The following is a 13,964-nucleotide window of genomic DNA, read 5'->3' on the forward strand; positions in this document are numbered from 1 at the left end:
AACGATGGCTACAGGTAAGATCGTACAGATCATCGGTGCGGTAGTCGACGTAGAGTTTCCACAGAGCTCTGTACCACAGGTATACGACGCCCTACACGTTGATGCGAAAGAAAACGGTACATTAGTACTGGAAGTTCAGCAGCAACTTGGTGGTGGTGTTGTTCGTGGTATCGCTATGGGTACTTCTGATGGCTTACGTCGCGGTTTGTCTGTTGAAAATACAGGCCGCCCAATTGAAGTTCCAGTTGGTACTGCAACACTAGGACGTATCATGAACGTTCTAGGTCAGCCAATTGATGAATGTGGTGAGATCGGTGAGAAAGAGCGTTACTCTATTCACCGTGAAGCACCAAGCTATGAAGAGCAATCAAACGAAACTGCACTTCTCGAGACTGGCGTTAAAGTTATCGACTTGATTTGTCCATTCGCTAAGGGTGGTAAAATCGGTCTATTCGGTGGTGCTGGTGTTGGTAAAACCGTCAACATGATGGAACTTATCAATAACATCGCCCTACAGCACTCTGGCCTATCAGTATTTGCCGGTGTTGGTGAGCGTACTCGTGAAGGTAACGATTTCTACTTTGAAATGCAGGAAGCTGGTGTTGTTAACATCGAAAATCCTGAAGAATCAAAAGTAGCGATGGTTTACGGTCAGATGAACGAGCCACCAGGTAACCGTCTACGTGTTGCTCTGACTGGTCTAACAATGGCAGAGCGCTTCCGTGATGAAGGCCGTGATGTACTATTGTTCATCGATAACATCTACCGTTATACCCTTGCGGGTACAGAGGTATCGGCACTACTAGGTCGTATGCCATCTGCGGTAGGTTACCAGCCAACACTTGCTGAAGAGATGGGTGTACTTCAGGAACGTATCACGTCGACGAAGAGTGGTTCTATCACCTCTGTTCAGGCGGTATACGTACCTGCGGATGACTTGACGGATCCATCGCCAGCAACGACGTTTGCTCACTTGGATGCAACAGTTGTACTTTCTCGTCAAATCGCATCGCTAGGTCTATACCCTGCGATCGACCCACTAGATTCAACATCTCGTATGCTTGATCCTCTAGTGGTTGGCCAAGAGCACTACGACATTGCGCGTGGCGTTCAGAGCTTGCTACAGCGTTATAAAGAGCTGAAAGACATCATTGCAATTCTTGGTATGGATGAGCTATCTGAAGAAGATAAGCAAGCTGTATCTCGTGCTCGTAAGATTGAACGTTTCCTAACTCAGCCTTACCACGTTGCAGAAGTCTTTACTGGTGACCCTGGTATCTACGTATCTCTGAAAGAGACGCTACGTAGTTTCAAAGGCATTCTAGCGGGTGAATACGACGATATCCCAGAGCAGGCATTTATGTACTGTGGTGCGATTGAAGACGTATTGGAAAACGCGAAGAAGCTTTAAGCTGAGTAGGAGGCGACATGGCAGCGATAACCTTCCATCTGGACGTAGTAAGCGCAGAGAAAAAATTATTCTCTGGTCGAGCTGAAGACATTCAGGTGACCGGTAGCGAAGGTGAACTGGGTATTCACGCAGGACACACACCGCTGCTGACCGCTATTACGCCGGGCATGATTCGGATCACTAAACAACATGGCGAGGAAGAGGTTATTTATCTTTCTGGTGGTATGTTGGAAGTTCAGCCTAATGCAGTCACTGTATTAGCTGATACCGCGATTCGCGGTCAAGATTTGGATTCAGCGAAAGCGCAAGAAGCGAAACGTCAGGCTGAGGAGCGAATCCATAATCAGCACGGCGATATCGACTTTGCTCAAGCGGCCAGTGACCTAGCTAAAGCTATCGCTCAGCTTCGAGTTATCGAGTTGACGAAAAAAGCGCGCTAAGTAGGCGCATGATGTAAAAAGGCGGCCCAAGGGTCGCTTTTTTTATACCTTTATTTTTCTGCTCCTCACCCGTTACTGTCTGTTTTTTCGTTTTATTCTATGTTTTAAGGTTATTACGCATAAAAAACTATCTATTTTCCTTAACCGTACATTAGAGAGTCGATACAATGCGTGTAGTTTTATTTTTATTATGCATCAAGAGGGATAACCTATCATGAGCTTCAGTGCTGTGATTTTAGCGGCGGGAAAAGGAACCCGTATGTACTCCAACCAGCCCAAAGTACTTCATACTTTGGCTGGCAAGCCAATGGCTAAGCATGTCATTGATACATGTTCCGGACTTGGTGCTAATCAGATCCACCTCGTTTACGGCCATGGTGGCGATCAAATGCAATCTGTATTGCAGGCTGAGCCTGTTAACTGGGTATTGCAGGCCGAGCAGTTAGGTACTGGCCATGCGGTGAATCAGGCGTGTCCTGATTTGTCTGATGATGACAAAGTACTGATCTTATATGGTGATGTACCACTTATCAGTGCTCAAACCTTAGAAAACCTATTGGATGCCCAGCCAAGAGGTGGTATTGCATTACTCACCGTTGTACTGGATGACCCTAGTGGTTATGGCCGTATCGTGCGTCGCAATGGCCCTGTTGTAGCTATCGTTGAGCAGAAAGATGCTTCAGAAGAGCAGAAGCTGATTAAAGAAATTAACACTGGTGTAATGGTTGCTAATGGCGGTGATCTTAAGCGTTGGTTGGGCGAACTGAAAAACGAAAATGCACAAGGTGAATATTACCTAACGGACATTATTGAGATCGCCCATAACGAAGGCCGTGCTGTCGAAGCGGTGCACCCTGTTCGTGCCATTGAAGTGGAAGGGGTGAATAACCGAATTCAGCTGGCGAAACTTGAACGTGCTTTCCAGGGTATGCAAGCTGAGCGCTTGCTTGAACAAGGCGTAATGTTACGCGATCCAGCCCGCTTTGACCTGCGTGGCGAGCTGCAATGTGGCACTGATATCGAAATTGATGTCAACGTGATCATCGAAGGCAGTGTCTCGATTGGCAACAATGTAATGATTGGCGCTGGTTGTGTGCTGAAAGACTGCGAGATCGACGATAACACCATTATCCGTCCATACAGTGTCATTGAAGGAGCCACAGTTGGTGAAGACTGTACTGTCGGCCCGTTCACCCGCTTACGCCCCGGTGCTGAGCTGGTGGGTGATTCGCATGTGGGTAACTTTGTTGAAATGAAAAAAGCGCGTTTAGGCAAAGGCTCTAAAGCCAATCATCTTACGTATTTGGGTGATGCTGACATTGGTGAACGTGTGAATATTGGTGCTGGTACCATTACCTGTAACTACGATGGCGCGAATAAATTCAAAACCGAAATCGGCGATGATGTGTTTGTGGGATCAGATACCCAGCTGATTGCACCGGTGAAAATTGCTAAAGGCGCTACCATTGGTGCTGGTGCGACGATTAACCGTAATATTGGCGAAGGTGAGTTAGTCATTACTCGCGCGCCAGCACGTACGATTAAAGGTTGGAAGCGACCAGAAAAGCAAAAGTAATAATTTTCTTTTCTGAATGGACGGTATTAAAGGCAAGGGATCCCCCTTGCCTTTTTCTTTACCTATCGATCAAGTTTAGGCCCTACCCTGATATTGACTAAAGTTGAAGGCTGCATTGCTATGTCTTTTTGTCTTAGTTTTAAAATGATTCTCATAATTAAGAAAAGGCATCCTGAAAGGTGCCTTTTTTTTACGGTATGAAGCGAGAGGTCTACTATCTAGACAGGAGTGATAGATTTTTTGCGAAATAGAAAACCTAGGCATTGTAATGACGATATGCGAATCAAAATAAAACTCATATTGGAATGATATCTGTAAATTGTTGTTTTTGCTTGTTGTAAGTATTTTTGTCAAGTTGGCTTATGTTGTGCAATCCAGTAATGAAAGCTAGACGTTATTCATTTTGGTGTATTGGAGGTAAGACATGACAGATCCTAAAGCGCAAATGGCAGCCCGAATTAAAGAAGCTCGAGAGTGGAAAGGGCTGACTCAAGTTCACATGGCTCAGCAACTTAAAGTTGCACGACAAACGTATCTAGATTTAGAAACGGGAAAGACCGAGCCGAAGGTACGTATGCTATCTGAAATATCTGAAATTACTGAGCGGCCACTTACTTGGTTTGTGTATGGTGATGAAGGGATAGAAATTTTGGAAAGTGAGTATAAAGAAGAAATTGATCGTCTATTGCAATATTTTAGTCGGCTGCCTCATTCGGCAAGAAATGTTATTTTACAGCAAAGCATTAATCTTGCTGGCTTTATGGCGGAGTATACGCGAGCCCTGACTCAAAAAGATAAATAGTTTTCAAAATGATGTACGGATTGCTTGTATGCATTACCATGCAAATGGTAAGCGGTACTGCCTCTTTTGGTAGACAAGTAATGTATGGATTCACGTTTTATGTTCATTTTCCGTGAATTATGGCGACTCTGTTAGATAATTTGCTGCTTTTTCAATGTTATGGCATATCAAGATAGTTTTATTCTCGGTGGCATAATCAGCGAAAAAGGTGATTAACTAACAGAGGGTAGCCTAGTGGAGTTCGCGAAATTACAAATTGCATCAAAGATTCGTGAAGCACGCGAATGGAAGGATCTGTCTCAGGTTGTAATGGCTAAAAAGCTCGATATTGCGAGGCAAACCTATTTAGATCTTGAATCTGGTAAAACAGAGCCAAGGATCACAGCGTTACTCAAGATTGCGCAATTAACCGATCACCCTATTGAGTGGTTTATTGGTGATATCTCTGCTGAACAAGGTGGTGGGGATGACTATTGGCGTGAATTGTCAGGTTTGTATATCAAGCTGCCAGAGCCTTTAAAAACAGCCATGCTAAAATCGCATTTATCGCAAGTGCAGGCTTGTATTGATCATATTTCAGCGTCGAAATGACGGAAATAAAAAGCAGCCTTAGGCTGCTTTTATATCGTTATGCTAGTAGAGGCTATTGTGCGAGGAAAAATTGATAGGCTGGATTGCCTGTCTCATCCTTCCATTGATAGCCAAGTTCTCTTAAGTGACTAGTGAAAGAGAGTAGATCTTTGTCCTCTAATTCAAAACCACATAAAACACGTCCATAGTCTGCACCATGATTGCGGTAGTTAAAGAGGCTGATATTCCAGTGTGTTCCCAATGTGTTGAGGAATTTTATGAGTGCCCCTGGGTACTCTGGAAATTCAAAGCTGTATAGGCGCTCGTTGAGTGGTTTGGCTGGGCGACCGCCAATCATATAGCGCACGTGTACTTTTGCCATTTCATCATCAGATAGGTCGACAACCGGATAGCCACCTTTACGCAGATCTTGGATGATGCTGTCTAGCTCTTCTTGCCCTTGTAATAGGCGTACCCCAACAAAGACATTCGCGAGGGTGTCATCATTGTGGCGATAGTTAAATTCCGTGACAGCTCTGCCCCCTAAGATATGGCAGAAATCAAGAAATGCGCCAGGCCGCTCAGGAATCGTCACCGCTAACAATCCTTCCCTTTTTTCCCCCAGTTCACAGCGTTCTGAAACATACCGTAAACCATGAAAATTAAGGTTTGCACCTGATAATACAGCGGCCAGTTGTTTGTCTTTTAGCTGATGGGTATCTGCATATTTTTTCAATCCAGCCAGTGCCAGTGCGCCCGAAGGTTCTGCGATGGCCCGAGTATCTTCAAAAATATCTTTCACCGCCGAGCAAATTTCATCGCTGCTTACCGTGATCGAATCATCAAGGTACTGCTGGCATAACCGGAACGTTTCTTCGCCAATACGTTTGACTGCAACACCATCAGCAAACATACCAACCTGATCTAACGTCACGGGGTGGCCTGCATCTAATGCGGCATGAAGACACGCTGAATCCTCTGCCTCTACACCGATCACTTTGATTTGTGGCATGAGTTGCTTAATCAGTACGGCAACCCCAGCAGCTAAGCCGCCACCCCCGACTGGCAAGAAAATATAGTCGAGGTGACCATTTTGCTGAACCAGCTCAACCCCTATCGTTCCCTGCCCTGCAATGACAGCTGGGTGGTCGAAAGGCGGAATGAAGGTATAGCCATGTTGTGCGGCCAGCATTTCTGCTTGGGCTTTCGCTTCATCAAAGTTGCTGCCATGTAAGACAACCTTACCACCAAAGCTACGCACAGCGTCGACTTTGATATCCGGTGTGGTGCGTGGCATGACAATGGTCGCTGACACGCCAAGGTGTTTGCCTGACATGGCTAACCCCTGAGCATGGTTACCCGCTGAAGCGGCGATCACGCCAGCTTGGCGTTGGCTTGGCGTGAGTTGGGTCATCATGTTGTAAGCACCACGTAGCTTAAATGAGTGAACCGGCTGACGGTCTTCTCGTTTAAGCTGTACGTGGTTGCCTATCCGAGCTGCCAGACGATCCATCGTTTGTAGTGGGGTGACTTGCGCCACCTCATACACTGGTGCGCGGAGAATATCGCGAAGGTAATCGGCTCCGCTTAATAGCTCTACATCCTTGGCCTGGGTTACTTCGCTCATCATGTATTATCCTTCTAGCTTCGATTTATCGCGTACAGCCCCTTTGTCGGCACTGGTGGCAAGGTTGGCATAGGCACGTAAGGCAAATGACACTTCACGCTGACGATCGACGGGCCTCCAGCCTCGTTTATCGGCTGCAGCACGTCTGCTAGCCAGTTCAGACTCTGCGACTTGAAGGTCGATACTACGGTTAGGAATATCAATCGCAATGGTATCGCCATCTTGGATCAAACCGATTGTGCCACCATTCGCCGCTTCTGGAGAAACATGGCCAATTGACAAGCCCGATGTGCCGCCAGAAAAGCGGCCGTCAGTGATTAACGCGCACTCTTTGCCCAAGCCCATCGATTTAAGGTAGGTGGTTGGGTACAGCATCTCTTGCATACCAGGGCCACCTTTCGGGCCTTCATAGCGGATCACCACCACATCACCCGCTTTCACTTTCCCGCCAAGAATAGCTTCAACGGTACTTTCTTGGCTTTCAAAGACAATCGCAGGGCCGGTAAAGGTTAGGCAGCTTTCGTCAACGCCAGCTGTTTTTACAATGCACCCGTCGAGCGCCATGTTGCCAGATAGAACGGCTAACCCGCCTTCTTGGCTAAAGGCATGTTCTTTATTACGGATACAGCCATTCTCACGATCATCATCTAGGCTATCCCAGCGGCAATCTTGTGAAAATGCTTTCGTGGTACGGATCCCGGCAGGACCTGCACGGAAGAAGGATTTCACTTCCTCTGAGTCCGTTTGCACGATGTCGTAATGTTTAAAGCTCTGCGCGAATTGCTCACCTAAAATGTTGTAGCAGTCATTGTGGAACAAGCCTGCGCGATCTAGCTCGGCTAAAATGCTGTATACCCCACCTGCTCGGTGAACATCTTCCATGTGGTATTTGGGTGTCGATGGTGCAACTTTACATAACTGTGGTACACGACGAGACATCTTATCGATATCTTCCATGGTGAAGTCAATTTCACCTTCTTGCGCTGCGGCTAGTAGGTGAAGCACGGTGTTAGTAGAGCCGCCCATCGCAATATCCAGTGCCATCGCATTTTCAAAAGCCTTCTTGGTGGCGATATTACGTGGCAATGCACTTTCGTCATCTTGCTCGTAGTAACGTTTGGTCAGCTCAACCACACGCTTACCGGCATTAATAAAGAGTTGCTCACGATCAGCATGGGTAGCGAGCATTGAACCGTTACCAGGCTGACTTAACCCTAAGGCTTCAGTTAGGCAATTCATTGAGTTCGCGGTAAACATGCCTGAGCATGATCCACAAGTTGGGCAAGCTGAGCGTTCGATCTGTTCGCTTTGTTCATCAGAGACCGTTGGATCGGCGCCTTGGATCATTGCATCAACTAGATCAAGTTTTAGGATCTGATCCGATAATTTGGTTTTACCAGCTTCCATCGGACCGCCTGAAACAAAAATCACTGGAATATTCAGGCGTAACGACGCCATCAGCATCCCGGGGGTGATTTTGTCACAGTTCGATATACATACCATGGCATCAGCACAGTGAGCATTGACCATATACTCAACCGAGTCGGCAATCAGCTCTCGTGATGGCAAAGAGTAAAGCATGCCGCCATGGCCCATGGCGATACCATCATCAACAGCAATCGTATTGAACTCTTTGGCAATACCACCCGCCTCTTCAATTTCACGGGCGACTAGCTGTCCGAGATCTTTTAGGTGGACATGGCCGGGAACAAATTGGGTAAAAGAGTTAACAACGGCAATGATTGGTTTACCGAAATCTTCATCTTTAACGCCTGTAGCGCGCCAAAGGGCACGGGCACCAGCCATATTACGGCCGTGAGTAGTAGTAGCGGAACGGTACTTGGGCATAACAAAAAAATCCTTTTGCTTTGTTGCAGTCTGCCCGCGCTGACGCAGGCAGGCTTATGTTTTTTACTTAACGTCTGATGGGTAGATTAGGTCTAACCAACCCCACTTGTCTTCGGTTGTGCCATTGAACAAACCGAAATAGGCTTCTTGTACTGCTTTGGTTATTGGCCCACGCTTGCCTTCACCAACTGCGATTTGATCAACACTGCGAACTGGCACAATTTCAGCGGCTGTTCCGGTCATAAACACTTCATCTGCTAGATAAAGCGCTTCACGGGCAATGTTTTCTTCACGGATTTCATAACCCATTTCTTTGGCTAGGATCATGATTGTGTCGCGAGTAATCCCCGGCAGAATCGCGCTGGTCGCAGGAGGCGTGGACAATACGCCGTTACGAACGACAAAGATATTTTCCCCAGCCCCTTCAGACAGGTAACCATCAACACTTAATGCGATACCTTCAGCGTAGCCATGGCGGCGCGCTTCGCTGCCAACCAGTAGAGATGATAGGTAGTTACCACCGGCTTTTGCTGCGGTTGGTATGGTATTGGGGGCAGCACGATTCCAACTTGAAATCATCGCATCAACACCACTTTCGAGGGCTTCTTCACCTAAATAGGAGCCCCAAGGGAAGGCGGCGATGATCAGTTCCATCTCGGTGTCTGTTGGTGGGCAAACGCCCAAACCGACATTGCCAACATAACCAAGTGGACGGATATAGGCGGATTCTAGTTTGTTAGCGCGAATGGTTTCACGGCAAAACTCCATTAGCTCTTCTGAGCTATAAGGAATCGGAAAACGGTAGATCTTGGCTGAGTTTTTCAAACGGTCCATGTGCTCTTTATGACGGAACACTGCTGGGCCATTTGGTGTGTTATAACAACGAATGCCTTCGAAGACGGAGGTACCGTAATGCATTGCATGAGTAAGTACATGGACATTGGCCTCTGCCCAAGGAACCATTTCACCATTGAACCAAATAAAATCCGCTGTATTTGCCATGTTTTGTTCCTTCCTTAAAAACTAGTCTTGGTTTTCTAATAGTGTGGTGTTGACGGTACGAATATCCCAAAGCTTTTCGATTTGGTTGATAAGCGTGGTGATAGGACGATCACTATCTACGATAATGTGGATACTGGCTATCTTGCTCTCATGATTTTGTGTTGCATCTACCTTTTTGATAATAAAACCACGGTGGCGAATAACGCGCAAAATTCGTTCAAGTAATACTGGCTTATCATCGGCCTTGATGTCGAGTAAATATCGTTCCATTAGGTATTCTCCAGCATATCTTGGTTTGCAGCGCCTGGTGGGACAAGTGGCCACACGTTTTCTTCTTCCGAGATCAGTACATGCAATAAATATGATGTTTTACTTGCCAACATTTCTTGGAGTGCTGGTTCCACTTCTTCTTTGGTTGTAATTGTTTTACCTGGGATATCAAAGGCTTCAGCCAGTTTAATGAAATCAGGATTATCATCAAGAATGGTTTCACTGTGGCGGCCATCAAAGAACAGTGACTGCCACTGGCGCACCATACCAAGACGTTGGTTATTGATTAATACGATCTTTACCGGAATTTGGCGACGCTTTAGCGTGCCAAGCTCTTGAATGTTCATCATAAATGAACCATCACCGGTGATCAGGACCGACTCATCATCAGGACGGGCAACTTTGGCACCCATCGCCGCAGGTAGACCAAAGCCCATGGTGCCAAGACCAGCCGAGGTGATGTAGTTCTGCGGTGCTCGAGGCTGAATGTGCTGAGCGGCCCACATTTGGTGCTGACCGACATCAGTTGAAACCATGCTGCTGTCTGGCATCATGTCTGACAGCTGTTTTAGCAATAATGGTGCATAGATAAGATCGCCAGGGTGATCGTAGCGCCACTTGCAATCACGGCGTAGCGTTTCGCTGTATTCGACCCAAGGATTAATATCTTGTGCTAGCTCTAATTGCGGGAGAATGACGTTAATGTCACCTCGTAAAGGAGCATCGGCATGACGTAGCTTATTAAATTCAGCCGCATCAATATCAATGTGGATCACTTTGGCATGCGGGGCGAAGGTATCTAATTTACCGGTCACCCGGTCATCAAAGCGGGCACCAACAACAATCAGCAAGTCACACTCTTGCACGATAAGGTTGGCAGCCTTGGTACCATGCATGCCTAGCATTCCCAAGTAATGTGGGTCGTGACGCTCAATGCTGCCAAGGCCTTTTAAGGTACTCACCGATGGCATCGGGTTCATTTTAAGAAAGCCACGAACTGTGTCTGTCGCTTTGGCGATTTGCACGCCACCACCGACATACATGACTGGTCGTTGGCTTTGCGATAAAACAGCTTGAGCCACAGCCACCGCGTCGTTTGAGGCGACAGGTAGCGCTGGTGGTGTAATCGCCGGTAAGAGCGCTGTCGGCGCTTGGGCGAGTTGCACATCTTTGGCGATATCGACGATGACAGGGCCGGGACGGCCCGTATTAGCAACAACAAATGCTTCAGCAAGCGTTGGTGCGAGTTCATTGATATCGGTGACGAGATAACTGTGCTTGGTGCAAGACAGCGACATCCCGATCACATCCATCTCCTGAAAGGCATCGGTACCAATGTGTGAGCTAGCAACTTGTCCAGTAATGGCCACGAGCGGTACTGAATCAAGAAAGGCATCGGCAAGGCCTGTGACGAGGTTTGTCGCGCCGGGCCCCGATGTTGCCATGCACACCGCCACTTCTTGTGTTGCTCTTGCCATACCGATGGCAGCCATGACAGCCCCTTGTTCGTGACGGCACAAGATGTGCTCTACGCCACCATCATATAGGGCATCGTAGATAGGCATAATAGCCCCACCTGGATAGCCAAATATGGTTTTGATCCCCTGCTGTTGCAGCGCATGTACGACTAACTCTGCTCCTGTCATCGCTGCTCTCCCGTTCCTTGCTTGCGATTGCTGATATTGTGATCAGCATGTTCCTATCAGTGTTAAAAAAAAGCCCCCGAACCGGTTGGGTGCGGGGGCTTTTCTGCGTAGTTGTGTTTGTTGCTAATTTACGCCTACCAGCCCCTGTCGCGGTGAAATAATCACCACGATGACGTTGATAATGAGCATGAGTGCTTTGGCGGTAAATTGCATCGACTGTCTGTCCAGTTTTATTGTTTATATTTTGCTTTACCTAAGTGGTAACACAGATGTCGCTCGCATGACAAGAAAAAACTATAAATTATTTTGCAATCTTACTGCATAAATAGGCTATTGATGAAACGTAATTCACTATTTTCATTAACTTATTCGGTTGAAATATCATCAGGGTGATTAATCATGAGTCTTGCGATTGTCCATAGCCGTGCTTGCGTTGGGGTAAGTGCGCCAGCAGTCACTGTCGAAGTGCATATTAGTAATGGGATGCCAGCCCTTGCGCTTGTTGGCTTACCTGAAACCAGTGTTAAAGAGGCAAAAGATCGCGTTCGTAGTGCAATTGTTAATGCCAATTTTGAGTTTCCCTCCCGCCGCATTACGGTCAACCTTGCGCCGGCTGATCTCCCCAAGGAAGGGGGGCGATTTGACTTACCGATTGCACTAGGCATTCTTGCTGCATCAGGGCAAATTCCAAGCAATAAGCTGCAAGATTATGAATTTTTGGGGGAGTTGGCTTTATCTGGTGAGCTGAGGCCGATTAAGGGGGCCTTGCCTGCAGCGTTAGCGGCGAAAGAGGCTAGGCGTTGCCTAATTGTACCTGATGATAATGGTGAACAAGTTGCGCTGGTGGCAAAGGAGCGTCATAAGTCAGCGTCGGATCTTCTGGCGGTCTGTGCGCATTTGAGTGGCCAGCAACAGTTAGAGTTACATTTTCGACATCATGACGACGTAGCTGAAGAGCCGCAGCTTTTTGCCCGGGATATGCAAGATATTATTGGTCAGCAACAAGGCAAGCGTGCCCTCGAAATTGCTGCAGCTGGTGGACATAACGTGCTGTTTCTTGGCCCGCCAGGAACGGGAAAAACGATGTTAGCTTCTAGGTTGCGTGATTTGTTACCTGAAATGAGTGTGCCAGAGGCCATGGAAACGGCAGCCGTCGCCTCATTGACCACACAGTCAATCCATGAGGGTAACTGGCGACAGCGGCCATTTCGTACCCCTCACCATTCGAGTTCAATGGCGGCATTAGTCGGAGGGGGGTCAACCCCGCGTCCGGGGGAAATATCGTTAGCCCATAATGGCACTCTATTTTTAGATGAAATGCCAGAGTTTGAGCGTAAGGTGCTCGACTCATTACGTGAGCCGTTGGAGTCGGGTGAAATTGTGATCTCCCGGGCCACCAGCAAAACTAACTTCCCTGCGCGCTTTCAACTCATTGGGGCATTGAACCCAAGCCCTACCGGCTATTATGAGGGAAATCAGTCACGTACTAACCCTCAAGCCATTTTACGTTACCTCAGCAGGCTTTCCGGCCCTTTGTTAGATCGCTTTGATATGTCGATTGAAATTCCAGCTTTGCCTCGGGGCACATTAGCAGAAGGAGGCGATCGTGGTGAGCCAAGCACCGTGATCCGACAGCGTGTACATCAGGCTCGCACGACCATGTTGGCACGAGGCGATAAAATCAATGCACTGTTATCAACCCGTGAACTTGATATTCATTGTGAGCTGGAGAAAGCCGATGCTGAATTTCTTGAAGCTGCACTGCACCAGCTAGGGTTATCTATTCGGGCTTATCACCGCATTATTAAGGTCGCGCGAACCATTGCCGACTTGGCGGGGAAAGAACAGATAGAACGAGGACATTTAGCGGAAGCGTTAGGATATCGTGCGATGGACCGGCTATTAAAGCAGTTATCGGCGCAGGTGATCTGATGGCGTAATGATTAAAAAGTTTGATAACCATTTAGGCTTCCCCCTTAGCTATTTGAAATAGCTGGGGGGGAGTATTATCGGGTTAGCCCCTGTGCGGATTAATCTTTGTTTTGATTATTTTCTTCTGCTGTGTGACTTTCTTCGTGGCCTTTGTCATTTTTGTCGTTACAACCCATCATTTTCATCATCATGAACATCATGACACCACAGAAAAGCAGTTGAATTGCGATGCCACTAACAGCCGCCAGCGTAAAGTTACCTACCAGCAGGAAGTAAGCTAACGGTAAGCCCAAACATAGTGCACAGATAATCTTACATAGCTTCTTAGTGTTGCTGTTCATGTTGATACGACCTTGCTTTCTTAATATGATTTATATAGTAATGTTTACCTTTACTGTAAGGTAAACCTAATTTGGCTAAAATTTTGGGACTACAGCTTTTGCTTTATTTCATCAAGTTCATCAGCGGTAATTTCGCCTCTGGCAAATCGTTTTTTAGCGATATCGAGGGCAGATTCAGCTGCTGCTGGCGGCCGTGTCCCTGAGAAAGCAAGATAGATAACCCCTCCAAAAAATAGCGCCATTGAAATTGGCATAAACCAGCTGAATTCATGAAAACCGTGCATTGTGTGACCTCAATAAATTTAATGACTGTTCTTGGGTAAGTGGAATGAATCTTGAGGTTTCCCCTAACTGTAAGGTCAAGGTTGTTTTTAAATTAATTACAAAAAACTGATGGCATTAAAAGCTGGTTGAGGTATCAACACCGATAAACTGAAAATAGACGCTGCGTGTGCAGCCACAGTAGTGATCGGTGCTTTAGCAATGATACAGCTAAAAT

The 13,964-nt window shown here is 47.0% G+C and carries 13 protein-coding genes; 6 read left to right on the forward strand and 7 right to left on the reverse strand.

Annotated features, from left to right (window positions below; translation table 11 throughout):
• Window positions 1-4 precede the first annotated feature (4 nt).
• The 5 genes from atpD to L4D78_RS19620 all read left to right on the forward strand — a co-directional run bounded on the left by atpD (window position 5) and on the right by L4D78_RS19620 (window position 4,820).
• Window positions 5-1,411 (forward strand): F0F1 ATP synthase subunit beta, encoded by a 1,407-nt coding sequence (gene atpD, locus L4D78_RS19600; protein ID WP_428458595.1) that lies wholly within the window; start codon window positions 5-7, stop codon window positions 1,409-1,411.
• A 17-nt stretch (window positions 1,412-1,428) separates the two neighbouring features.
• Window positions 1,429-1,851, forward strand: a complete 423-nt coding sequence (locus L4D78_RS19605; protein WP_428468499.1) for a F0F1 ATP synthase subunit epsilon — start codon at window positions 1,429-1,431, stop codon at window positions 1,849-1,851.
• A 214-nt stretch (window positions 1,852-2,065) separates the two neighbouring features.
• On the forward strand, window positions 2,066-3,427 hold the full coding sequence (gene glmU / locus L4D78_RS19610) for a bifunctional UDP-N-acetylglucosamine diphosphorylase/glucosamine-1-phosphate N-acetyltransferase GlmU (protein WP_428468500.1): 1,362 nt from the start codon (window positions 2,066-2,068) through the stop codon (window positions 3,425-3,427).
• A 424-nt stretch (window positions 3,428-3,851) separates the two neighbouring features.
• The gene (locus tag L4D78_RS19615) at window positions 3,852-4,229 is read left to right on the forward strand and encodes a helix-turn-helix transcriptional regulator (RefSeq protein ID WP_428458592.1); all 378 of its coding nucleotides are present in this window, start codon (window positions 3,852-3,854) and stop codon (window positions 4,227-4,229) included.
• Window positions 4,230-4,463: 234 nt separating this feature from the next.
• Complete coding sequence (locus L4D78_RS19620) at window positions 4,464-4,820, forward strand: helix-turn-helix transcriptional regulator (protein WP_428458591.1); 357 nt, start codon at window positions 4,464-4,466, stop codon at window positions 4,818-4,820.
• Window positions 4,821-4,872: 52 nt separating this feature from the next.
• Here the strand turns inward: L4D78_RS19620 and ilvA are convergent, their stop codons facing one another.
• The 5 genes from ilvA to ilvG all read right to left on the reverse strand — a co-directional run bounded on the left by ilvA (window position 4,873) and on the right by ilvG (window position 11,192).
• Window positions 4,873-6,426: a threonine ammonia-lyase, biosynthetic gene (gene ilvA, locus L4D78_RS19625; protein ID WP_428468528.1), complete on the reverse strand. Its 1,554-nt coding sequence runs from the start codon at window positions 6,424-6,426 to the stop codon at window positions 4,873-4,875.
• Between the two features lie 6 nt (window positions 6,427-6,432).
• Window positions 6,433-8,274 (reverse strand): dihydroxy-acid dehydratase, encoded by a 1,842-nt coding sequence (ilvD, locus tag L4D78_RS19630; protein WP_428468501.1) that lies wholly within the window; start codon window positions 8,272-8,274, stop codon window positions 6,433-6,435.
• Between the two features lie 63 nt (window positions 8,275-8,337).
• Window positions 8,338-9,276: a branched-chain amino acid transaminase gene (locus tag L4D78_RS19635; RefSeq protein WP_428458588.1), complete on the reverse strand. Its 939-nt coding sequence runs from the start codon at window positions 9,274-9,276 to the stop codon at window positions 8,338-8,340.
• Window positions 9,277-9,297: 21 nt separating this feature from the next.
• Entirely contained in the window at window positions 9,298-9,546 is a 249-nt protein-coding gene (gene ilvM / locus L4D78_RS19640; RefSeq protein ID WP_428458587.1) for an acetolactate synthase 2 small subunit, read from the reverse strand.
• Entirely contained in the window at window positions 9,546-11,192 is a 1,647-nt protein-coding gene (ilvG, locus tag L4D78_RS19645) for an acetolactate synthase 2 catalytic subunit (RefSeq protein WP_428468502.1), read from the reverse strand. The genes ilvM and ilvG overlap by 1 nt, the downstream gene beginning before the upstream one ends.
• A 399-nt stretch (window positions 11,193-11,591) precedes the next feature.
• Between ilvG and L4D78_RS19650 the strand changes: the two genes are divergently transcribed.
• Window positions 11,592-13,124 (forward strand): YifB family Mg chelatase-like AAA ATPase, encoded by a 1,533-nt coding sequence (locus tag L4D78_RS19650; protein ID WP_428468503.1) that lies wholly within the window; start codon window positions 11,592-11,594, stop codon window positions 13,122-13,124.
• Between the two features lie 98 nt (window positions 13,125-13,222).
• Here L4D78_RS19650 and L4D78_RS19655 read toward each other — a convergent pair whose 3' ends face one another.
• Both L4D78_RS19655 and L4D78_RS19660 read right to left on the reverse strand, forming a co-directional pair.
• On the reverse strand, window positions 13,223-13,465 hold the full coding sequence (locus tag L4D78_RS19655) for a DUF2933 domain-containing protein (protein WP_428468504.1): 243 nt from the start codon (window positions 13,463-13,465) through the stop codon (window positions 13,223-13,225).
• Window positions 13,466-13,554: 89 nt separating this feature from the next.
• Complete coding sequence (locus L4D78_RS19660; RefSeq protein ID WP_428468505.1) at window positions 13,555-13,749, reverse strand: SHOCT domain-containing protein; 195 nt, start codon at window positions 13,747-13,749, stop codon at window positions 13,555-13,557.
• Between the last annotated feature and the right edge of the window lie 215 nt (window positions 13,750-13,964).

It is taken from the genome of Photobacterium minamisatsumaniensis, from assembly GCF_050336695.1.
In the GTDB taxonomy this organism is placed as follows: Bacteria; Pseudomonadota; Gammaproteobacteria; order Enterobacterales; family Vibrionaceae; genus Photobacterium; species Photobacterium minamisatsumaniensis.